Annotated in this window: 21 protein-coding genes; 11 read left to right on the top strand and 10 right to left on the bottom strand. The window is 68.7% G+C overall.

What is annotated here, in order from left to right:
• Window positions 1–131 precede the first annotated feature (131 nt).
• Window positions 132–509 carry a DUF952 domain-containing protein gene (locus AC5WS7_RS11050; RefSeq protein WP_495954323.1) on the top strand — a complete coding sequence of 126 codons (378 nt, stop codon included), beginning with the start codon at window positions 132–134 and terminating at the stop codon, window positions 507–509.
• Here the strand turns inward: AC5WS7_RS11050 and AC5WS7_RS11045 are convergent.
• From AC5WS7_RS11045 to ppgK, 5 genes are all read right to left on the bottom strand, one after another.
• Complete coding sequence (locus AC5WS7_RS11045) at window positions 457–1254, bottom strand: rhomboid-like protein (protein ID WP_495954322.1); 798 nt, start codon at window positions 1252–1254, stop codon at window positions 457–459. The genes AC5WS7_RS11050 and AC5WS7_RS11045 overlap by 53 nt on opposite strands.
• 168 nt (window positions 1255–1422) lie before the next feature.
• Complete coding sequence (locus AC5WS7_RS11040; RefSeq protein ID WP_495954321.1) at window positions 1423–2199, bottom strand: MHYT domain-containing protein; 777 nt, start codon at window positions 2197–2199, stop codon at window positions 1423–1425.
• Window positions 2200–2548: 349 nt separating this feature from the next.
• On the bottom strand, window positions 2549–4129 hold the full coding sequence (locus AC5WS7_RS11035) for a Na+/H+ antiporter (RefSeq protein ID WP_495954320.1): 1581 nt from the start codon (window positions 4127–4129) through the stop codon (window positions 2549–2551).
• Window positions 4130–4293: 164 nt separating this feature from the next.
• Window positions 4294–5661 carry an RNA polymerase sigma factor gene (locus tag AC5WS7_RS11030; protein WP_495954534.1) on the bottom strand — a complete coding sequence of 456 codons (1368 nt, stop codon included), beginning with the start codon at window positions 5659–5661 and terminating at the stop codon, window positions 4294–4296.
• 153 nt (window positions 5662–5814) lie between these two features.
• Window positions 5815–6573 carry a polyphosphate--glucose phosphotransferase gene (ppgK, locus tag AC5WS7_RS11025; protein WP_495954319.1) on the bottom strand — a complete coding sequence of 253 codons (759 nt, stop codon included), beginning with the start codon at window positions 6571–6573 and terminating at the stop codon, window positions 5815–5817.
• A gap of 142 nt (window positions 6574–6715) precedes the next feature.
• On the opposite strand from ppgK, the gene AC5WS7_RS11020 reads away from it, so the two are divergent.
• Entirely contained in the window at window positions 6716–7612 is an 897-nt protein-coding gene (locus AC5WS7_RS11020; RefSeq protein ID WP_495954318.1) for an inositol monophosphatase family protein, read from the top strand.
• Window positions 7613–8194: 582 nt separating this feature from the next.
• On the opposite strand, the gene cei is transcribed toward AC5WS7_RS11020, so the two are convergent.
• Window positions 8195–8872, bottom strand: coding sequence for an envelope integrity protein Cei (gene cei, locus AC5WS7_RS11015; protein ID WP_495954317.1), 678 nt, complete (start codon window positions 8870–8872; stop codon window positions 8195–8197).
• Between the two features lie 726 nt (window positions 8873–9598).
• Here cei and AC5WS7_RS11010 point away from each other — a divergent pair.
• A complete protein-coding gene (locus AC5WS7_RS11010) occupies window positions 9599–9901 on the top strand; it encodes a DUF4193 domain-containing protein (RefSeq protein ID WP_067587334.1) in 303 nt (100 codons plus the stop codon).
• 183 nt (window positions 9902–10084) lie between these two features.
• Here AC5WS7_RS11010 and AC5WS7_RS11005 read toward each other — a convergent pair whose 3' ends face one another.
• Window positions 10085–10573: a DUF3093 domain-containing protein gene (locus tag AC5WS7_RS11005; protein ID WP_495954533.1), complete on the bottom strand. Its 489-nt coding sequence runs from the start codon at window positions 10571–10573 to the stop codon at window positions 10085–10087.
• A 79-nt stretch (window positions 10574–10652) separates the two neighbouring features.
• Between AC5WS7_RS11005 and dut the strand changes: the two genes are divergently transcribed.
• Both dut and AC5WS7_RS10995 read left to right on the top strand, forming a co-directional pair.
• Window positions 10653–11156 carry a dUTP diphosphatase gene (dut, locus tag AC5WS7_RS11000; protein WP_495954316.1) on the top strand — a complete coding sequence of 168 codons (504 nt, stop codon included), beginning with the start codon at window positions 10653–10655 and terminating at the stop codon, window positions 11154–11156.
• Window positions 11157–11158: 2 nt separating this feature from the next.
• Window positions 11159–12082, top strand: a complete 924-nt coding sequence (locus tag AC5WS7_RS10995; RefSeq protein WP_495954315.1) for a DUF3710 domain-containing protein — start codon at window positions 11159–11161, stop codon at window positions 12080–12082.
• Here AC5WS7_RS10995 and AC5WS7_RS10990 read toward each other — a convergent pair.
• Window positions 12079–12804: an alpha/beta fold hydrolase gene (locus tag AC5WS7_RS10990; RefSeq protein WP_495954314.1), complete on the bottom strand. Its 726-nt coding sequence runs from the start codon at window positions 12802–12804 to the stop codon at window positions 12079–12081. The genes AC5WS7_RS10995 and AC5WS7_RS10990 overlap by 4 nt on opposite strands.
• Before the next feature lie 485 nt (window positions 12805–13289).
• On the opposite strand from AC5WS7_RS10990, the gene AC5WS7_RS10985 reads away from it, so the two are divergent.
• From AC5WS7_RS10985 to shbA, 4 genes are all read left to right on the top strand, one after another.
• Entirely contained in the window at window positions 13290–13673 is a 384-nt protein-coding gene (locus AC5WS7_RS10985) for an OB-fold nucleic acid binding domain-containing protein (RefSeq protein WP_495954313.1), read from the top strand.
• A gap of 234 nt (window positions 13674–13907) precedes the next feature.
• Window positions 13908–14495 carry a DUF3159 domain-containing protein gene (locus AC5WS7_RS10980; protein WP_495954532.1) on the top strand — a complete coding sequence of 196 codons (588 nt, stop codon included), beginning with the start codon at window positions 13908–13910 and terminating at the stop codon, window positions 14493–14495.
• A 258-nt stretch (window positions 14496–14753) separates the two neighbouring features.
• The gene (locus AC5WS7_RS10975; protein ID WP_495954312.1) at window positions 14754–15113 is read left to right on the top strand and encodes a hypothetical protein; all 360 of its coding nucleotides are present in this window, start codon (window positions 14754–14756) and stop codon (window positions 15111–15113) included.
• A gap of 168 nt (window positions 15114–15281) precedes the next feature.
• Window positions 15282–15989, top strand: coding sequence for an RNA polymerase sigma factor ShbA (gene shbA / locus AC5WS7_RS10970; protein ID WP_495954311.1), 708 nt, complete (start codon window positions 15282–15284; stop codon window positions 15987–15989).
• A 4-nt stretch (window positions 15990–15993) separates the two neighbouring features.
• Here shbA and AC5WS7_RS10965 read toward each other — a convergent pair whose 3' ends face one another.
• A complete protein-coding gene (locus AC5WS7_RS10965) occupies window positions 15994–16677 on the bottom strand; it encodes a potassium channel family protein (RefSeq protein WP_495954310.1) in 684 nt (227 codons plus the stop codon).
• Window positions 16674–17348, bottom strand: coding sequence for a potassium channel family protein (locus tag AC5WS7_RS10960; protein WP_495954309.1), 675 nt, complete (start codon window positions 17346–17348; stop codon window positions 16674–16676). The genes AC5WS7_RS10965 and AC5WS7_RS10960 overlap by 4 nt, the downstream gene beginning before the upstream one ends.
• Window positions 17349–17794: 446 nt before the next feature.
• Here AC5WS7_RS10960 and AC5WS7_RS10955 point away from each other — a divergent pair, with 446 nt between their 5' ends.
• Both AC5WS7_RS10955 and dxs read left to right on the top strand, forming a co-directional pair.
• Window positions 17795–19204, top strand: a complete 1410-nt coding sequence (locus AC5WS7_RS10955; RefSeq protein WP_495954308.1) for a class I SAM-dependent RNA methyltransferase — start codon at window positions 17795–17797, stop codon at window positions 19202–19204.
• A 211-nt stretch (window positions 19205–19415) separates the two neighbouring features.
• Window positions 19416–21305 carry a 1-deoxy-D-xylulose-5-phosphate synthase gene (gene dxs / locus AC5WS7_RS10950; RefSeq protein ID WP_495954307.1) on the top strand — a complete coding sequence of 630 codons (1890 nt, stop codon included), beginning with the start codon at window positions 19416–19418 and terminating at the stop codon, window positions 21303–21305.
• Window positions 21306–21320 lie beyond the last annotated feature (15 nt).

The following is a 21320-nucleotide window of genomic DNA, read 5'->3' as shown; positions in this document are numbered from 1 at the left end:
TTCTTTTCGGTTGTCGAGAACTTGCCGATCCAGTTGTCTGTTCGGAGATTACCCCGAGGCACCGACACTCACACTCGGGATGCGGCAAACTTCGAGGCCAGAGGGTGTGGCGAATCGGCTAGGGTCGGGGCATGGACGCGACCGAAGCCCCAATCCCGCACGCGCGCAGGCTGGTTCACATGTGCACCCAGGAGGAATGGGACCGCGCCCGGGCCGAAGGGATGCGGCGCACGGAATCGCTCGATGCCGAGGGTTTCATCCACCTGTCCGCGCCGCGGCAGGTTCACCTCCCGGCCAACCGATTGTTCGCCGGCCGTGACGACGTGGTTCTGCTCTGGCTCGATCCCGACCGGCTCGGCGCACCCGTGGTCTGGGAACCCGGCGTTCCGACGGATCCGGAATCGATGCGCTTCCCGCATCTGTACGGCCCGCTGCCGATGCGAGCTGTGGTGTCGGTCACCGAGTATCGGCCGGGCCCGGGCGGGAGCTATCCGGAACTGCCGCAGTAGCCGCGCGGCGTCGTGCGCCCAGCCGTTCCAGCCGCAGCGAGATCAGCAGTGCGAGACCGCCCACCGCGAGCCCGATCAGGACCGCGGCTAGGTGGCCGTAGTCGGTGAAGGTGCGTCCGCGCCACACGCCCAGGGCATACCAGCCCAGCAGCGCTACCGCCCATACGATCCGCCCGAGGCCGGGCAGACGGAAGGCGAGCGCGGCCAGCACCGCCGAAAAGCCGTACGAGGTACCGACATCCGCGGCGTGCACCACCTTCACCGGAATCAGTTGGTGCTGAACCGCATAGGCGATGCCGGTGACAATGATCAACGTCGCGCCGACGTGACCGGACGCGAACACCAGGATCCAGCGCACCGTGCCCAGCCAGCGTTCGGCGAAGGCCATCACGACGAGAAAGCCGAGAATCGTTCCCCAGGGGAAGCCGCCCTCGGTCCAGAACGCGGAGGCGACCAGCACCTGGACCGGTTCGCGCCGCATATTGTGCAGATTCGTGGACAGCGACAGGATCAGCCGGTGCCCGGCGACATCGCTGATCCCGCGCAGGGTCCACCAGGTGACGAACAGGGTGAACGCGTAGGCGCAGGAGGCCGGTGCGGTGCCGAGGTGGTCGCGGGCCGCGCGCAGCGCCCGCAGGGTCCGACCCGGGGAGTGCCACCACTCCCGCAGCCCCTGCCGGACCGTACCGACGTCGATGGTCCGGGTCCAAGGGGAGCGGTAGTGGATCAGCGCGGTGACGGGCACCCGATCATCCTCGCGCGCGCGAGTGGCGTCCGCTCGGCGACGCGCCCTCGAAATCGGGTGGTGTCCGGTGCGCCGGATCGGCACCCGGCCGGACGCATCCGCGCGCCTCGTTCGGCGCGATCCGAAATGATTGCGCCGCAGAATGTTTCGGCCGGGGCGATGGGATGGTCAGTCCCGGCTGGGCCAGTAGCGGCTGGCGTGCTGGCCCTGGATGCGCGAGAGGTCGGGCTCATCGGGATCGGTGATGCCCACCTGCAGGAACAACAGGATCGTCACCATGCTGACGCCGATGATCAGCGGGGTGAGCAGTGCCTGGGCCGTCGCGCCCGAGGGCATGGCCATTTGGTCCGCCAGATGGGTGTGCATGGCGTACATGCCGGTGTAGTGCATCCCGCAGACCGCGATGCCCATGATCATCGCCGCCCCGATCGAGGCCAGCACGCCGTGGATGTGCAGGGCGAACCAGAGCGCCGCGGAGGAGGCGAGGATCGCGATGGCGATCGAGAGCAGCACCATCCACGGGTCGTATTCCATTGCGGCATTGGACTTCATGGCGTACATGCCCGCGTAGTGCATCGCGGCCACGCCGAGTCCGGTAGCCGTTCCGCCGGTGAGCAGCGAGGCGGGCTCGCCCTGTCTGCGAACCACGACCCAGAGCCCGATCCACACCACCGCGATCGCGAGTACCGCGCTCAGCAACGTGATGGGAATGTTGTACCGGATGCTCGCGCCGTGGATCGAAAAGCCGAGCATCGCAACGAAATGCATGACCCAGATGCCCGTGCCGCCCAATGCCACGGCCGCGGTGATGATCCATCCCCGGGGTTGCGGGCTGGTGCGGGCGCGAGTCATGCACCGCAACGCCAGCAACGACCCGATAACGGACAGCAGATAGGCGAGGGCGGGTGTGAGCCACCCGTAGGTGAATTGGTCGATAGCGGGCATGCCGACTCCTTGCTAGCCAGTCCTCGCCTCACCGATCGGCGAAGACATCACCGCAGAGTAGCCGGATACTCGCTGGTAGCAAATTTAAACCTGAAACTTCCGGTAAATTGCTGGGTGTGCGGAGGGAATTGCCCGGGTTCGGGCCAGGTCGACGTGGTCGCATGACCAGTCGGCGTGTCCCGAGTGCGTCAATGGCACTGGAACGCCGCGGTCCGCCGAGCGGGCGAATATCGGGCGATCACGGACCCGCACCGGACCGCTCACGCGGAACAGGCACTCGCACAAGCGAAGTCGTCGGCCGGTGCGATCGCCGGCGAACCGGATGCGGCGCATCCCGGGGCGGGCGATGCTACAGGAACGGCGGCGGTCGCAGGTCGAGTCGGCGCATCATGCGGTCCACCAGCTCGGGGGGCATACCCGGCTCGCGCCGCGCGGCCATCGCCTCGGACCGACCGGCTTCGAGCACCTCGTGACTGATCGCGCGAATCGTATGGGAGAACCGCAGCGGTTTGTCCGCATCCTTCACATCGCCCGCGGTCGCCGGATCGGCGGCGGCCAGACGACGTTCGAAGCCCTCACGCAGACGTTGCGACACCGCGGGCGGCAGTTGCTCGTTGTCGACGAGTTGGTCCAGCCGGGTCAGTTCGGCCCGCAGGATCCGCACCCACAGCCCCCGTTCGAGAGCGCGCTCGACCTCGGTGTCCGCCTGTACGTGGCTCACGCGCACCACGGCGGGCAGGGTCGTGCCCTGTAGCAGCAGCGTGAACAGCACCACCGCGAAGGCGGTGAACAGGATCTCCGAACGTCCCGGGAACTGCGCGCCGGACTGGGTGGTGAGCGGAACGGCCAGGGCCAGCGCGACGGTCGCCACCCCGCGCATACCGGCCCACCACGTTACGATCGTCTCTCGCCAGGTGTGCGGCTCATCGGTGGTGCTGCTGTGGAATACGCCCCGCACGATGAGTGTGGTGGTCATCAGCCAGGCGAGACGCAGCCCGACCACGACCGCGATGACGATGCCCGCACCGGCCAGCAGGCGTGGCCATTCCGGCCCGGTGGCCGCGAGCACGGAGCTGAGCTCGAGACCGATCAACCCGAAGGCGAATCCGGTCACCAGCATATCGATGACGTCCCAGAACGAATCGCCCACGATGCGGTAGTCGCTGTCGCTGAAATCCGTTGCGGCGTCGGTGAGATACAGCGCGCACACCAGGACCGAGAGCACCGCCGAACCATGTGCGGCCTCGCTCAGGCCGTAGGCGGCGAACGGCAGCATCAGACCCAGGGCCACCTGCCAGGGCGCCTCCTCGAGGCGGCGCATGATCCGGCTGCCCACCCAGCCCAGTACCAGTCCGACGACGATCGCGACCACCGCGGAGATCACGAACTCCAGAATCGTGTGCAGCGTGGAGATCTTGCCGGTCGCGACGGCCTGGATGGCCACGTTGTAGAGCACGATCGCGGTGACGTCGTTGAACAGGCCCTCACCTTCGAGCACCGACATCAGGCGGCGAGGCAGGCCGAGTCGATCGGCCAGCGCGCTCACCGCGACCGGGTCCGGGGGCGCGACCACCGCGCCCAGGGCCAGTGCCGCGGCCACCGGAACCGCCGGGTACCAGAGGTGGAATACCGCGGCCACGGCCGCGGCCGTCACGACGACGAGCCCGACCGCGCGCAGCAGAATCGGACTGGCGTTACCGGCGAACTGCTGCCAGGAGGTACGCCGGGCCGAGGCGTACAGCAGCGGCGGCAGCACCAGCGGCAGGATCAGATCCGGTGCGATGGTCACATTCGGTATCTGCGGGATGACGGCCAGTACCAGGCCGAAGACGGTCATCAACACAGCCGGTGCGACACCGGTCTTGCGACCCAGCGGCTGAGCCAGAATCGTCGCGAACGCCAGAATGAAAACCAACACCAACTGCTCCACGAACAACCAGTCTGCCAGCACTTGTGTTGTCGGCGAATGCATGTCGCCGGGAAGCGCGCGGAATCGACCGCGGGAAACGTTGTGCGAGAAGCGAATTGGTGTTGTCCACGAATACGCCGCGCGCCGCCGGGTCTTCCCGGCGGCGCGCGGCGTCGACTCGTGTACTAGTCCAGGTAGTCCCGCAGCACCTGGGAGCGGCTCGGATGGCGCAGCTTGCTCATCGTCTTCGACTCGATCTGCCGGATGCGCTCACGGGTCACCCCGTACACCTGGCCGATCTCGTCGAGGGTGCGCGGCTGGCCGTCGGTGAGGCCGAAGCGCAGCCGGACCACGCCCGCCTCGCGCTCGGACAGCGTCTCCAGCACTGACTGCAGCTGATCCTGCAGCAGGGTGAAGCTCACCGCGTCGACCGCGACCACGGCCTCGGAATCCTCGATGAAGTCGCCGAGCTGGGAATCGCCCTCGTCGCCGATGGTCTGATCCAGCGAGATGGGCTCGCGGGCGTACTGCTGGATCTCGAGGACCTTCTCCGGGGTGATGTCCATTTCCTTGGCCAGCTCCTCGGGCGTGGGCTCGCGGCCCAGGTCCTGCAGCAGCTCGCGCTGGATACGGCCCAGCTTGTTGATGACCTCGACCATGTGCACCGGGATGCGGATGGTGCGGGCCTGGTCGGCCATCGCGCGGGTGATCGCCTGACGGATCCACCAGGTGGCGTACGTGGAGAATTTGTAGCCCTTGGTGTAGTCGAACTTCTCCACCGCGCGGATCAGACCGAGGTTGCCCTCCTGGATCAGATCCAGGAACGCCATGCCGCGGCCGGTGTAGCGCTTGGCCAGCGACACCACCAGACGCAAGTTGGCCTCGAGCAGGTGATTCTTGGCGCGGTTGCCGTCGCGCATGATCCAGTTCAGATCGCGGCGCGTGGTGACCGGCAGCTTGTCGCCCTTCTCGGACAGCTCACGGAACTTCTCGGTGGCGTAGAGGCCGGCCTCGATACGTTTGGCGAGTTCGACCTCCTCCTCCGCGTTGAGCAACGCGACCTTACCGATCTGCTTCAGGTAGGCGCGCACCGAGTCGGCAGAGGCGGTGAGCTCGGCGTCCTTGCGGGCCTGGCGCAGCGCCTCGGACTCCTCCTCGTCCCAGACGAAGTCGCCGGAGGCCTTGTCGGCCGCGGTGGGCTCGTCGGCCTCGGCCTCCTCTTCCTCGGCGGCCTCCTCGACGACCTCCTCCTCGGTGAGGTCGTCCTCGGAGACTTCCAGATCACCCAGATCCTCGAGGTCGATGGCCTCCTCGTCCAGGTTCTCCTCGCCCTCGGCGTCGGGCCCGGCCTTCTTGGTCGTGGCCTTTTTGGCCGGGGCCTTCTTGGCAGCCGCCTTGGCGCCGGCCTTCTTGGCAGGCGCCTTCTTGGCAGCGGCCTTCTTGGCCGGGGCCTTCTTCGCGGCAGCCTTTCGGACCGGCCGTGCGGCGCTGTTGTCTGCTGAGTCGGCCTCGTCGGCCGATTCGGCGGTCTGTCGGGTATTCGTGGCTACCACGTACGCCCTTTCGTGACTGTGTTCGTGCGGCGTCACGCCAGAGTGATCATTCCGGCGGAGCGGTTCTGTCGGGGTATCCCGGCTCTCGTGCCGGGGTCGGTTTCCGGCTCACCGCCGGGCATGCGTTCCATTGTAACTATCCGAACGATGTGCTTACGGCGCGATACCGGCATCGACGGCCATCGCGGCCCCCACGATGCCCGCGGTATTGCGCAGGTGCGCGGCCACCACGGGGGTTCGGTTGCCCAGCAACGGGATCCAGTGCTCGGCGTCGCGGCTGATGCCGCCGCCCGCCACGAACACGTCCGGCCACAGCAGGTTTTCCAGGGTCACCAGCACCTTGGTCACCTGCGCTGCCCATTCCTTGTAGGACAGATTTTTTCGTTCCTTGACCGAGGACGCCGCCCGGTGCTCGGCCTCCTTGCCGCCGATATCAATGTGTCCGAATTCCGTATTCGGCATCAGCGTGCCGCGGTACATCAGAGCCGAGCCGATACCGGTGCCGAAGGTGAGCAGCATGACCAGACCATCGATACTCTTGGCCGCGCCGTACTGGTCCTCGGCCATCCCGGCGGCGTCCGCGTCGTTGAGCACCACGACGTCGCGGCCGCCCAGCGCCAGGGAGAACAGCTGACGGGCGTCGGTGTCCACCCAGCTCTTATCGATGTTGGCGGCAGTGCGAGCGATGCCGTTGACCATCACGCTGGGCAGGGTGATACCCACCGGGCCGTCCCAGTCGGCCTTCTTCACCAGTTCGGAGACCGTCTCGGCGATGGCGTTCGGCGTGGCCGGATGCGGGGTGGCGATCTTGATGCGCTCGTGTACGAGGTCTCCGGTCGTCAGATCCACTAGCGCGCCCTTGACGCCGCTCCCTCCGATATCGATCCCGAATGCTTGTCCCCGAGTGGACATTGACGACTCCTCGTTCCTGTGATGCCGGGCCGAAACAAGTGCGCGCGGCACGATACACGCCGATGTGCGTTGGAGTGCGCGACGGACAGATCTGTGTCGTGCACGACAAGCCTAATGCGCGTCGCCGGGCATCTGTGATGCGATGGAGGTCGTGCCGGAATCGACCACCTCTGCCGTCTCTGCCCCCACCTCCGAACAAATTGCCGAATTACGCGGTGTCGCAGTGCATCTCGCGCAAACCGCGGCCGCTCACGTACGTCTGCGAAGGATCCAGGTCCGCGGCGCGGCGGGCGCGTTGCGCGCGGACGCCGTGCAGTCCAAGAGCACCCCGACCGACCCGGTGACCGTTGTCGACACCGAGACCGAGGAATTGATCCGCGATCTGCTCGCCGAACTGCGTCCCGGTGAGCGGGTGTTCGGCGAGGAGGGCGGCGGCAGCGTCGGCGACGGGTCGCAGATCGTCTGGGTCGTCGACCCGATCGACGGCACCGTGAACTTCATGTACGGCATCCCGGCATATTCGGTGTCCGTGGCCGCGATGCGGGACGGCCGGTCACTGGCCGGTGCGGTCGCCGACGTGGCCGGGGATCAGGTGTACAGCGCGGGCCTGGGCGCGGGAGCCGAACGGATCGGCCCGGACGGGACGGTGACCGCGTTGCGTTGTTCCGAGGCCGACACGCTCTCCATGGCGCTGCTGGCGACCGGCTTCGGGTACAGCGCCGAACGCCGTGCCCGGCAGGGTCAGTTGATCGCGGAGGTGCTGCCGCGAGTGCGCGATATCCGCCGGATCGGCTCGGCGGCCCTGGACCTGTGCATGGTCGCGGCCGGTCTGGTCGATGCCCATTACGAACACGGCCTCAACACCTGGGATTGGGCCGCGGGCGCGCTGATCGCCGCAGAGGCGGGCGCACGCCTGCGCCTGCCCGAGGCCGGAACGGTCGCGAAAACCGGTGAACTGGTCGTCGCGGCCGCGCCCGGCATCGCGGACGAGCTCATCGAACTCTTCGACGAACTCGGCGTCTCGAAGCCGGTGCCGTGAATCGATACGCCCCCGACTGGTAACGCCGGCCCCGGATTTGCGGTCGGCCAGTGGGCCGAGCCGCCTCGCACACCGCGTTGCGCCAATCCGCACCACGACGAACTGGTTTGTAGGAGTCGTGGCAGGTGCGAGGGCCGGGCGCCGGATGCGAGCGGGCGAGAGAATCGAACTCCCAACACTCGCGCCGGCCAAGCGTCGGGCTGTCAGGCACACCTCTGTCCGTCGGCCCCGGACAAATCGGCGGCATCGTCATGTACGCCCCCCCTGCTGGCCGGAGACAGCGGAATCCCGTCAACCTCGGTTTGCGGCGCATTGAAGCGCCGGCTCAGCCCAGCAGCTCAGCTCAGGAGAACACCTACCTGACACACCTCGCTACGCCAACCGCTGACCACGTCGACCTGGTTTGCGGCGCGGGCTTGCCGCCCGGACGCCTGGCGGGTGCGAGGAACGAGTGCCCGACACGGGGGCCGGGCGGTGAGCCTCAAAGCGCCGCAAACCCGCCGGAGCGGAGCGGAGGCCGAAGATCCAGCAGCGAAGCGGAGGCCGAAGACCCAGCAGCGAAGCGGAGGCCGAAGATTCAGTTCAGCAGTTGGCGGTGCGGGCTGCGTCGAGGAGGCCGGAGTCGACCGCGGGGTTGCCCGGGGCCGGGTTCTTCAGCGCTTTGAGCACTTCCTCGGCGTTGTCGCTGGGCTGCAAATCATTGCCGAACAGGGAGCCCAGCGCCAGGTCGACGGTGTCGTCCTTGCGCTGGTCCTCGATCAGTTCGGCGCAGGGGGCCACCAGTTGCACCGCCGCGGCGGCGGGACGGCCGCTGACGCCGAAGCGGATCTGACCGGTGCAGTTCAGGTCACCGTTGACGTAGACCGGATCGTTGGCGTATTGCGGCGGGGGCGGGCCCGCGAAGCCGTAGTCGCGCAGGCTGGTGGCGATGTGCTCGGCCAGGCCGCGCTCGCCCGAGGCGTTGTAGACGCGCACCTTGGACTGTGCCAGCGGCGCCGGTTCCACATCGTGCAGGCGCGAGGGGGACACCCGCTCACCCAGGCCCATCGGTTGCGCCGACTTGGGGTCGGTGGCCGGGGACGGCGAGTTGCAGGCCATGGCGGCATGGCTGTGGTCCTCGGTCGTCAGCGCCTTGATCCAGACGATCGCGCAGATCAGTACCAGGATCGCAACCATCGCGACCCACGGTTGATAGCGCCTCCGCAGGAACGGACGCCCCTTCTTGTCGGTCGGGCTGCCTTCGGTGATCAGTGAAACCACATGCACACCATACGAGTTGGCTGGTCGTGGCAGTGTCATTGGCCTCCGCTTCGCTGCGGCGGGTTTGCGGCGCTTCAAGGCTTGCCGCCCGGCCCCCGTGTCGGGCACTCGTTCCTCGCACCCGCCAGGCGTCCGGGCGGCAAGCCCGCGCCGCAAACCAGGTCGACGTGGTCAGTGGTTGGCGTAGCGAGGTGTGTCAGTAGGTGTTGAGCTGAGCTGGGCTGCTGGGCTGCTGGGCTGAGCCGGGCTGCTGGGCTGAGCTGCTGGGCTCGGCTGGGTTGAGCAGGCAGCGTAGGGGCAGTGGGGCGGTGAGGGGGTGGTTGTTCGGCGGTAATGCGGGTAAAGGTTGGGTCTCGTAATGGTCACGGGGCGTGTCAGGAGTGGACACCGAATCGTGTAGGTGCTCGTCCGACATGTCGATTGACCCTCAGTTTCGACTCACGAGTGTTTTGATTGCGACTTTTGCCCGTACGTCCGCTATTGTCTGGCGGCCTGATTCGAATCGACCGAGGTGAATCAGGTGTGCGTTATCGGGAACAACCAGGGCACGTCCTGCGTTTACCGAGCGCGATCCGGAACGGATTCCGCAGATCCGGACCGGTGTGCGACCGGTGTACACGTGACGTACACCACCGGCGGGGCGGTACTCGCCGAGCCGATTCCGAGAGGGATCGACGCGGAGGGAACCGGTCCGGGATATACGAAGTAAGGACGAGGGGATACGACATGGCAACCGACTATGACGCACCTAGGCGCACCGAATCCGACGAGGTTTCCGAGGACTCGCTCGAGGAGCTGAAGGCTCGGCGCAACGAGGCCGCGTCCGCCGTCGTGGATATCGACGAATCCGATACCGCGGAGTCGTTCGAGCTTCCCGGGGCGGACCTGTCCGAGGAAGTGCTCTCCGTACGGGTGATCCCGAAGCAGGCCGACGAGTTCACCTGTTCGAGCTGCTTCCTGGTTCATCACCGCAGCCGACTCGCCAGTGAGGCCGGCGGACAGCTCATCTGCATGGACTGCGCCGCCTGAACCGGGCGCAGACGCACCACGGGGCGGTGCCCCGCGTGAGGGCCCACGGCCACGCGAACTGCCGTCCACGAACTACGCAGCCCCCGCACAGCCCACGGGATCCACATCCGCCAGCCCGCGCTCGGCTCGCCGAGCGCGGCATCCACCTGCGCGGGGTTAGCCCGGCCGCGCGACAGGCCGTCGCTAGGCCTTGCGTGGCTCGATGCCCAGCGCGGCCAGGACCTTGTCCGGGTGTCGCGCACTGATCAGCCAGTACGGCGTCGGGTCGTCCGGGTCGTCGAGGACGAGCAGCACCATGGGCCCGATCCAGGGTCGATGCTGCACGAAGGCGGCGGGGTCGAGCTGGCGGCCCATCGCGGCGCTCTTGGCGCTGGTCGGTACGACCGCTGCCCGGGAGATATACGTTACCGGTAGATGAGCCTTGTCCGTGCGTAATTCGAGAGTTCCGTTCGCATCGTGCGCGACTTCCACCCGGTGGCGGCCCATCCACAGCAATACCCACACCGGCACCGGAGTCAGCAGGACGTACGGCAGCCAGGCGTGGATTCCCGGCGCGCCCATGTGCAGGGTGGCCGCCAGCAGGGCCACGATGCCCAGTCCGACGGGCCACCACCACAACGGCGCCCACTGGCGTTCGGAGTACACGGGAGCGGCGCTCTGTTCGTTCGGCATGGCTACCTGCGAAGGCTGGTCGGACACCACATCAGACTAGGTCAGTCGGTGACCGGGTGACCGCGTAGGCTCCCAGGATGTGACCGGTACTCCATCCATCCCTGTGCTGCGGCTTGATCCCGGCATCCCCGTGCCCACCCGTGCGCACCCGGACGACGCGGGCGTGGACCTGTGCACCACCGAGGACGTGATCCTGGAACCGGGCGAGCGGGTGCTCGTGGGAACCGGCATCGCGATCGCCCTGCCGGTCGGCACGGTGGGCCTGATCCATCCGCGTTCGGGACTGGCCGCCAAGACCGGACTGTCGATCGTCAACACCCCCGGCACGATCGATGCGGGATACCGCGGTGAGATCAAGGTCTGTCTGATCAACCACGACCCCCGCACGGCGATCGAACTGCGCCGCGGGGACCGCATCGCGCAGCTGCTGGTGCAGCGGGTGGAACTTGTCGACTTCGTGGCCGTGGACCGGCTCGACGACACCGCGCGCGGCGCGGGGGGATACGGGTCCAGCGGCGGTCACGCCAGCCTCGATAATGGGAGTAGTGCCGGTGGGGAAGGCCCGGCCGGCGAGGAGGCATGAGGATGTTCGGACGAAGTAAGCGCTCCAGGGGGGATGCCCGCGGCGCGGGCGAATACGACGACTACGCCTACGACGACGAGTACGACGAGGCGGAGTACTACGCCGAGGACGACGACTACGAGGGCCCGCTCGACGAGCCGGTGTACGACGAACCGGCCTACCGTGAAAGGCCCTACGCGGCAACGTATTACGAGGACGACGTCGAGGAGGCGGACGAAGGGCCGCGTACCGGCCCCTACGATTTCGACGACGTGGCCGATCTGCTCGAGGGCGTGACCGAGCAGCGCCTGGATCTCGGCTCGGTCATCGTGCCGGTGCCGCCGGGCGGTCAGCTGCAGGTGGAGATGACCCCCGACGGCACCCCGCAGGCGGTCCATCTGGCCACCGAGTACGGCCGGCTTACCGTGGCCGCCTACGCCGCGCCCAAATCGGCCGGTCAGTGGCGTATGGTCGCCGCCGACCTGGCCGAATCACTGCGCAACGACGGCGCTCAGGTGTCGGTGCAGACCGGTCCGTGGGGTCGTGAGCTGCACGCGGTCACCGATGGCGCCGATCTGCGGTTCATCGGTGTCGACGGGTATCGGTGGATGGTGCGTCTGGTCGCGGCCGGGCCGTCCGGGGCGGTGGACGAGGGGAAGCCGCTGGTCGCCGCGGCCCGCAGCGTTCTGAGTGAAACCGTGGTCCGGCGCGGTGACGATCCGCTGCCGGTGCGCGATCCGCTGCCGGTGGTGCTGCCGCAGGAATTGGCCGACCAGTTGCAGGCCGCACATCAGCAGCAGATGCAGGCTCAGCAGCAGGCGCTCGCGGCGCAGGCCGCGGCCGCGCAGGCCCACGCGACGGGCAGTTACCCGGCGGTCACGCCCGAACCCGAGCGGCCGCGGCGTGGTTCGGAGGGGTCGGCCATGCAGCAACTCGGCCTGAACTAGCTGTCCCGGGCGGCCCCGGCCCGGCGGTTCGACAGACCGTCGAGGCCGAGGGCGCCCAGCACCGCCGGATCCGCACCCAGCTCGGCCAGGGTGATGTGACGCGATTCGGCGCGCGGAATCAGCTCGGCCCACTCCTCGGCGACCGTGGCCGGATGGACCGGATCGTCCAGAGCCGAGACGATCACGGTCGGAACTTCCAGTCCCGCAAGGGTTTCCGCGGTCGGCCAGGCGTACCCGGCGGCCTCCTCGAGCGCCTGGGGCAGATCCGGCCACTGCCCGCGCCAGGACTGCGTCAGCGCCTGCGCCAGCCAAGCCGGACTGCTGAGACGCATGCGCTCGACCACGGCCTCCAGGCCGTCCGCGCGCAACTGGGCGGCAGTGGCCGCGGCGCTCAGGGCGGCCGGGCATCCGGTGGTGTCGGCCCCGGTCCAGGCCGGCAGCGCAGCGATCACACCGAACACGGATTCGGCTCGCGCGCAAGCCCATTCGACCGCGATGGCCGCGCCCAGCGAGATCCCCGCCGCCAGCACCGGGCCCGAGCGGGCGGCCTCGTCCAGCGCGGCCCGATAGCTCGCTACCACATCCCGCGGATCGGGCTGCACCGCGATGAACGGCAGATCCCTTGCGGCACAGGCGGGTTCGAACGCGCGGCGGGCGAAGTCGGCGTCGGAGCCGGTTCCGGGCAGGCCGACGACGATCGCCGGGCGGGACAGATCGGGCATCGGCTGAGCGTAATCGGTGGCATCTCGGCCGATGCCGGGCACGTCGGTGGGAGACGGCTCGCCGAGTTGGCTCGTGCCGGACGTCGGGACTGGCCCGCGGTGATACCGAGCACATTCGGACGCTGCTCGCCGACCGAGGGGCGAGCGTCCGAACAGGGCGTCCGAGCAGGCATTCGAGCGACCGGAGCCGCCGATGACCACCTGGACCGGCCGGGGTGCGGGCTCGTCGAAGCGGATCCTTTCGGGGTGGGTTGACCGGTTCGGGCCCGGGGTACCACTGGGGGGACCACATCGCCGATGCAATGGCCGTCACATGAGGGCCGGGCACCGTGGCGGGCCTGGTCGGCCCGTTCTACAGTGGCGGTGTACGGCCAACCGGCCGGTCGTATGGAAACAAAGATGGTGCGCGCCCGCGCCGTCAGCAGTGCAGGAAGTGACGCGACATGCCTTTCTCCGGCAGAAACAGGGCGGGCTCCGGCGCCGTAGTGCGCAAGGACGGACCCGACAGCGGATACTTCCGGCGTCTGGGCTACCGGCTGACCGCCGATCTGGACCGGCTCGACGCTCAGGAACTGGCCGAGACCTCCGAAGCGTCGGGAGCCTGTCAGGCCGCCGAATGCCGCCGCGGTGAAGAGGTCACCATGCTGGGGCGGTTGCGCAGCGTGGAGGCCTGTCCGAAGACGGCCAACGCCAGTCTCGAGGCCGAGTTCTTCGACGGCACAGATGCGATCGCCCTGGTGTGGATCGGCCGACGTCGCATTCCCGGGATCGAGCCGGGACGCCGTATCCTGGTTCGCGGCCGCATCGGCGAACGCGATGGCGCCAAGGTGATCTTCAACCCCTACTACGAACTCCGTGGGAATTCCTGACGCATGCCGACACCCAGTAACGACGAGGGCGCTCTCGTCGCCGACAACGAGCGCCACGCCGTGACCCCCGACGAGCCCGGCTCGTCCCGCGCCCCCGCCGACCGCGGGCCGCGTCACGCCCTTCGCGGCGACCCCGCCCGAGGCGCGCGGTCCGACGCCGCGGCCGACTTCCGTGCGCAGGGCGCGGATCCCGGCGACGCGGACGCGCAAGCCGCCGAAGATCGCGAAGACACGCTGCTCGAGCAACTCGGCGGGGTCAGCGGTCTGATCTATTCGACGTTGCCGGTCGTGGTGTTCGTTCCGGCGAACGCGCTGTGGGGCCTGACCGCGGCCATCTGGACGGCCCTGGGCGTCGCGGCGGCGATCCTGGTCTGGCGGCTGGTGCGCCGCAACCCCGTGCAGCCCGCGATATCCGGATTCCTGGGCGTGGGCGTCTGCGCGTTCATCGCCTTCCGGATGGGTGCGGCCAAGGGCTTCTTCCTGTTCGGTATCTGGGCCAGCCTGCTCTACGCCGGCGTGTTCCTGGCCTCGCTGGTGGTGCGCTGGCCGTTGGCCGGGGTGATCTGGGGCGTGCTGAACGGCCATGGCACGCAATGGCGTTCGGATCGCCGGGCGCTGCGGCTCTACGATCTCGCGACACTGGTGTGGGTACTCGTCTTCGGGGCCCGCTACCTGGTCCAATCGCATTTCTACAACGACAACAGCACCGGTCTGCTCGCGGTCACCCGCATCGTCATGGGCTGGCCGCTGACCGCTGTCGCGTTGCTGGTCACGGTGTGGGCGGTGCGTCGCGCGGGGCACGCTCCGGTCGAGCGCGACTGAGCTAACTCCCTGCGGCGCAGGAGATTTCGGCCCGCGTGGAGTCTTCAACCTCGTTGCGGCCGATACCGGCGCGGCCCGCTGCCTGCGGCCGCGATGTGATCGCGTGACGGGTCTGTGCGCGGCGGACGAGGTCGCGCCGCGGGGCCGGCTCGGACGAATACGTCGAACGTCATCGGGTACCGGCGAGGTATCGGTGGGCCGTGCTCGATTGCGCGCGGTGCGCCGACTGCCCCTGTTCGTCGCGATGAAAGCAGGAACGTGAGAGTCGACGGTGCGCGATTGTCCGGAGTCTGCGGGAGACTTGTCGAGAAGTCGTTCGGGGTGATCGCCCGCCTGCGGCACGCTCGGGTGTTCCACCCCCGAGGTGTGTGGTTCAGCGGGCGTTTGCGGGCGGCTCCGGAATTCGAACGGTACTTCGGTGGCCGGGAGTGCGCGGTTCACGTCCTGCGCTCGATCGCCCGATCCGACTCGCCCGCACCCGATGCCGCGATCGACCCGACCGTTCACCATCCCGCGGGGGTCGCGCTTGCACCGGCGATTCTGACTGCCCTGCGGGCGACCGCCTACCGGGGCAGCCGCGAAGGACGAGGCGCCGAACCGTCGGCCGGATCCGACTGAAAGGTCCGGTCGGTCGAATTGATTGGCGGGCAGGCGATCACCGACTGTCGGGCGGTGTTTCTCGCTCGCGCGGCAGTGCGGCGAGACGGTGGCGCTGTGAAAGTCGGGTGAGGCGAATCCACCCCTGGGGTGCCTTACCGTTCGGTCCGGATCGCAGCAGGATTCTCGGTGAGGCATGGAGAATCGGCGAAAGGGATGATCCGAGTGATCACGCAGGAGAACCCGGCGGTATCGACGACGCGGACGGCCGGGTCGTCGCGGCCCGGCGCCACGACGCCCATTCGTTCGGAGAGCCGGCGGATCGCCGCGGAGCTGGATCGGCTGATCGGGGCGGCCGCGGCCGGCGACGACCGGGCCGTGACCGATATCGTTCGGATCGTGCATCCGCTGGTGCGGCGCTACTGTGCGGCGCGGCTGGGTTCGGATGGGAACCTGCAGGTCACCGCCGACGACGTCGCTCAGGAGATCTGCCTGGCTACCGTGCAGGCGATTCCCCGCTACCGCGATCAGGGCAAATCGTTTCTCGCGTTCGTCTACGGCATCTCGGCGAACAAGGTCGCCGACGCCTTCCGCCGGGCCGCGCAGCACACGGCCTATCCGGTGGCCGACTTCCCGGATCAGCCCTCGACCGCACCGGGCCCGGAGGAGATGGCCCTGGCGGCCGAGCGGCGAAACGCCACCTTCGAGCTCATGCAGGTGCTCGCGCCCGCGCATCGTGAGGTGCTGGTGATGCGTCTGATCCTGGGCTGGACCGCGGCACAGACCGCCGAGGCGATCGGCACCAGTCCGGGAGTGGTGCGAGTCATGCAGCATCGCGCGCTGAACAAACTGCGCGCGCGGCTGCAGGACAGCGAACTGCTGCCGGAAACTCCCTGAGCGCTCAGGAGACCGCCGGAGCGCGAAAACCGTTGACGCCCAAGGCTCTACGCAGTTCGTCCTCGGCCTCCACCGATGCCACGAACAACAGTTCGTCCTCGCCTTCGAGCGGATCGTCCGGCTGCGGCACGATGACCCGGCCGCCGCGCAGAATCGTCACCAGGGCAGCGTCGCGCGGCAAGGTCAGGGTCCGCACCGCACGTCCGGCCAGGGGAGTGTCCACCGGCAGCGTGATCTCCACCAGATTGGCCTGCCCCTGCCGCAGCGTCATCAGCCGGACCAGATCGCCCACCGAGACGGCCTCCTCGGCCAGTGAGGCCAGCAGTCGCGGCGTCGAGACGGCGACATCCACGCCCCAGGACCCATCGAAGAGCCATTCGTTACGCGGGTCGTTGACCCGGGCCACGACTCGCCGGATTCCGAATTCGGTCTTGGCGAGCAGACTGAACACCAGATTGGCCTTGTCGTCACCCGTGGCAGAGATCACCACCTCGTAATCCTGCAGCCCCGCCTCCTCGAGCAGCTCCAGCTCGCAGGCGTCGCCGTGCACCCAGACCGCGGCCGGGACGGCGCTGGAATCGATGTGATCGACCCGGCGTTCGATGAGCATCACCTCGTGGCCGCCGCGCAACAGCTCCTGGGCGATGGAGCGGCCCACCGCGCCCGCTCCCGCGATGACTACCTTCACGACTCCTCCTCGTTCGAGGGTGCGGTGGCGGCGAGGGCGACCGCCTCGCCGACGCGGCCGGACGTGGCGGCGACGAAGACGGTGTCGTCGGCCTGCAGCAGCGTCTTGGCGGTGGGCAGCATCCCCTGGCCGAAACGGATGACGAACGCGACCCGGGCGCCGATGGCGTCCTCCAGAGCCTGCACCGTGCGGCCGAACCAGTCCTCGTGCAGGGGCAGTTCGGTGATCGCGACCGTGCCGGTGGGGTCACGCCAGGTGGAGGACGCGTTGTCGTCGCCGATCAGGGTGCGCAGGAACCGGTCCGTAGTCCACGGCACCGTGGCGATGGTGGGTATGCCGAGACGTTCGTAGACCGCGGCGCGCTTGGCGTCGTAGATGCGCGCCACCACCCGCTCCACGCCGAACGTCTCCCGCGCGACCCGCGCCGCGATGATGTTGGAGTTGTCGCCGGAGGAGACCGCGGCGAAGGCGCCCGCATTCTCGATGCCCGCGCGCCGGAGCACGTCCCGGTCGAAACCGACGCCGGTCACCTGCTCGCCCGGGAAATCCTTGCCGAGGCGTAGGAATGCGCTGGGGTCGCGATCGATCACGGCCACCTGATGGCCGATCCGGACCAGTGCGCGTGCGAGGGCTGAGCCCACGCGGCCACACCCCATGATCACTACGTACACCGTGCCAACCCCATTCCGGAAACCGTGGTGTGCGGTCTGATTCGTTCAGCAGGAACCGTACCCGCTGCTGGCCCTCGCACCGACGTTCCCCTGGACGCGCCCGGTGAAACCCCGGCACGCTGCGGGCCGGGGTTCTCACCGCTTTATGCTGACCGGAATGTTCCCCTCGACGCGGACCACCGCCTCCGGGTGCGCTCCGGATGCGCTCGGCCGCCGTAGCGGGCTGCCCGGCTTCCGAGCTCGCGGAGCGTCTTCCATCCGGCGTGGGCGAGCTTCGCCGGCTGCGAGCGGGCCCGCTCGGGGCGGGAGATCTTCGGGGCGTGGGACAGGTCATTCGATGGATGACCCGGGTCGCGGACGGCCTCGACCCGGGGCGCGGTCCGGTCGCGTGCTGGTGTGTTCGGCGAGCGGGCGGGGCGGCAGATGTGGTTGCGAGGGACGTATCGATGCGTAGGCGCGGTGAAACAAGCTGGGAGGGTTCGCTTTTCGAGGTGCGGCTGGGGCCTCCCGGGCACGGGGGTTTCTGTGTCGCACGGCACGAGGGGCGGGTGCTGTTCGTGCGGCACGGGTTGCCCGGGGAACTGGTGCGCGCTCGGGTGAGCGAGGATCGTGGCGGGTCGTTCTGCCGGGCGGAGGCGGTGGAGATCCTCGAGGCGTCCTCGGACCGGATTCCGGCGACGTGCCCGGTGTCGGGACCTGGCGGCGCGGGATGTTGCGATTTCGCCTTCGCCACGCCCGCGGCGCAGCGCGAGTTGAAGGCCGCGGTGGTGCGTGAGCAGTTGCGGCGGTTGGCGGGGTGGGAGACCGATGTCGAGGTGGAGCCCTTTCCTGTCGAAGGCGCGGATGTCGGGTGGCGCACCCGGATCCGGCTGGCGGTGGACGCGCGGGGACGTGCCGGTGTGCACGGCTTCCGCAGTACCGCGATCATCACGGATCTGCGCTGCCCCCAACCGGTTTCGGGCGCGATGGCCGGGATAGCCGAGCGGAGTTGGACTCCGGGGGCTGATCTCGTGGTGGCGGTGGACGGCGACGGGATCCGGCATATCGTCGAACTGGCTCCCGCGGAGCGCATGCCCGATCGCGACGAGATCGGGCGAGCGGCACATCCGGCCGCGGGCGACCGGCGGACACGTGACCGGGCCGGTGGGCGCGCGCACGGTGCCGCGCGGCGCGCTGAGCGGGCAGGTGACCGCCGTCGCGGCGGGGATGATCGTCGCGGCGCCACTGCTCGGCGAGCGGCGGCGCACGCGCCCCGGAGTGAACGGGTCGTCGAGGGCACCGGCCGTGCGGTGCAATACGTGGCCGACCGGCGCTGGGAGGTGTCGGCGACCGGGTTCTGGCAGCCGCATCGCGGTGCGGCGCAATGTTATTCGGATGTCGTAGCGGAGTGGGCCGATCCGTCGCCGGGAACGCGGGCCTGGGATCTGTATTGCGGCGCGGGCGTTTTCGCCGCACGGATCGGGTCGGCCACCGGCCCGGGCGGCGCGGTCCTCGGTGTCGACTCGGCGCGGTCCGCCGTGGCGGACGGCTCCGCCGCGCTCACCGATATGCCGTGGGTGAGCCTGGACGCACAGCGCGTCGAACGCTGGTTGAGTGACGGAATCCACCGTGCCACACCGGATGTGGTCGTCCTGGACCCGCCCCGGGCCGGCGCGGGTAAAGCGGTGATCACTCCGCTGACGGCGGCGGGACCGGCGCGCATCGTGCATATCGGCTGTGATCCCGCGGCTTTCGCCCGCGATATCTCGCTCTACCGTGCCCACGGTTACGCGCCCACCCGGCTGCGCGCCTTCGACGCCTTCCCGGCGACCCATCACGTCGAATGCCTTGCCCTGATGGAGCCGGTCCGCGGGTGATGTCGCCGTGCCCCGGCCCCGTCGTGCGCGGTGCGATCGGCGTGGGCGATTCGTCCGGATGACGTGCTCACCGCGGCCGCGAGTTCGGTGTGATGTAGCTGACGACGCGCCGGTGTGTCGCGGCCCGGTCGCTGTTCCGGTCATCGGTTCCCCGGACGGCTCCGTAGACTGTTCGGAACAGACGACACCTCCGGAGTAGGGAGCGATAGCGGTGGGAGTGCTTTCCCGGGTCGAGACGCCCGAGGACCTGCGCCGGCTGACGGCACCGGAACTGAGTGAGCTGGCCGAGGAGATTCGCGAGTTCCTGGTTCGGAAGGTCGCGGTGACCGGTGGTCATCTGGGGCCGAACCTGGGCGTGGTGGAACTGACCATCGCCCTGCACAGGATCTTCGACTCCCCGGCCGATCCGATCATCTTCGACACCGGCCACCAGGCCTACGTGCACAAGATGCTCACCGGCCGCAGGGACTCCTTCGACCGGCTGCGCAAACAGGGCGGTCTGTCGGGCTATCCGAGCCGCGCCGAGAGCGCGCACGACTGGGTGGAGTCCTCGCACGCCTCGGCCTCGCTGTCCTATGCCGATGGTCTCGCGAAGGCGTTCGCGCTGACCAAACAGCGTCGCCACGTCGTGGCCGTGGTCGGCGACGGCGCGCTCACCGGCGGCATGTGCTGGGAGGCGTTGAACAATATCGCCGCCGGACAGGACCGTTCGGTGGTGATCGTCGTCAACGACAACGGCCGGTCCTATTCGCCCACCATCGGCGGCCTGGCCGATCGGCTCGGCGCGCTGCGCATGCAGCCCGCCTACGAGCAGGCGCTCGACGCGACCAAACGCTTCGTGCAGGGAATTCCGCGAGTGGGCGGGTCGGCGTACTCGATGCTGCACGCGCTCAAGGCCGGGATCAAGGACGCTGTCGCGCCGCAGGAGTTGTTCAGCGATCTGGGCCTGAAGTATTTCGGCCCGGTCGACGGCCACGACACCGTCGCGCTCGAGGCTGCGTTCCGGCGCGCCAAGGACTTCGGCGGCCCGGTCGTGGTGCACGTGGTCACGCAGAAGGGCCGCGGATATCAACCGGCCGAGGACCACGAGGCCGATCAGATGCATTCGATCGGCGCGATCGATCCGGAGACCGGCAAGTCCACTGCGGCCAAGTCGGTCGGCTGGACCTCGGTGTTCTCCGATGAGCTGATCCGCCAAGCCGAACAGCGCGAGGACGTGGTGGCCATCACCGCCGCCATGCCCGGCCCGACCGGGCTGACCCCGTTCGGCGAGCGGTTCCCGGACCGGATGTTCGACGTCGGCATCGCCGAGCAACACGCGGTGACCTCGGCGGCCGGTCTGGCGCTGGGCGGGTTGCATCCGGTCGTGGCGGTGTACTCCACCTTCCTCAACCGCGCCTTCGATCAGCTGGTGATGGATGTCGCGCTGTTGAAGCTGCCGGTGACGCTCGTGCTCGATCGCGCCGGCATCACCGGTGAGGACGGTGCCAGCCACAACGGCATGTGGGATCTGTCGGTGCTGGGCATCGTGCCCGGTATCCGGGTCGCCGCGCCGCGCGATGCGGCGACGTTGCGTGAGGAGCTGGCCGAGGCGCTCGCCGTCGCCGACGGGCCGACCGTCCTGCGCTTCCCGAAGGGCCCTGTCGCCGAGGACATCTCGGCGGTGGAGCGGCTGGACGGTGTCGATGTGTTGCGGATGCCCGAGGGCGGTTCGGCGCACACCGTGCACGGTGACGTCCTGCTCGTCGCGGTCGGTCCCTTCGCGCGGACCGCCATGCAGGTCGCGGATCTGCTCGCGCCGGAGGGGATTTCGGTCACCGTGGTGGATCCGCGCTGGGTCCTGCCGGTTTCGGACACGGTGATGAAGCTGGCGGAGAACTATCGCCTGGTGGTCACGCTGGAGGACGGCGGCCTGCACGGCGGCATCGGTTCCACGGTTTCCGCGCGGCTGCGCGCCGGCGGCATCGACGTGCCTGCCCGCGATATCGGTGTACCGCAACGATTCCTGGAGCACGCGTCACGGGCGCAGATCCACCAGGAACTCGGCCTCACCGCACCCGATATCGCACAGCGCATCACCGGCTGGCTGGGCGGGGTCTGACCCGCGCCGCCGAGC

This window comes from Nocardia sp. PLKS1-43 (assembly GCF_059510335.1).
This window is presented reverse-complemented; position numbering and strand designations above follow the sequence as displayed.

Excerpts from the sequence above, each read along its gene's own strand:
- AC5WS7_RS11050 (WP_495954323.1), top strand. The coding sequence starts at position 132 with ATGGACGCGACCGAAGCCCCAATCCCGCACGCGCGCAGGCTGGTTCAC.
- AC5WS7_RS11040 (WP_495954321.1), bottom strand. The coding sequence starts at position 2,199 with ATGCCCGCTATCGACCAATTCACCTACGGGTGGCTCACACCCGCCCTC.
- ppgK (WP_495954319.1), bottom strand. The coding sequence starts at position 6,573 with ATGTCCACTCGGGGACAAGCATTCGGGATCGATATCGGAGGGAGCGGC.
- AC5WS7_RS11020 (WP_495954318.1), top strand. The coding sequence starts at position 6,716 with ATGGAGGTCGTGCCGGAATCGACCACCTCTGCCGTCTCTGCCCCCACC.
- AC5WS7_RS11010 (WP_067587334.1), top strand. The coding sequence starts at position 9,599 with ATGGCAACCGACTATGACGCACCTAGGCGCACCGAATCCGACGAGGTT.
- AC5WS7_RS11005 (WP_495954533.1), bottom strand. The coding sequence starts at position 10,573 with ATGCCGAACGAACAGAGCGCCGCTCCCGTGTACTCCGAACGCCAGTGG.
- AC5WS7_RS10995 (WP_495954315.1), top strand. The coding sequence starts at position 11,159 with ATGTTCGGACGAAGTAAGCGCTCCAGGGGGGATGCCCGCGGCGCGGGC.
- AC5WS7_RS10990 (WP_495954314.1), bottom strand. The coding sequence starts at position 12,804 with ATGCCCGATCTGTCCCGCCCGGCGATCGTCGTCGGCCTGCCCGGAACC.
- AC5WS7_RS10955 (WP_495954308.1), top strand. The coding sequence starts at position 17,795 with ATGCGTAGGCGCGGTGAAACAAGCTGGGAGGGTTCGCTTTTCGAGGTG.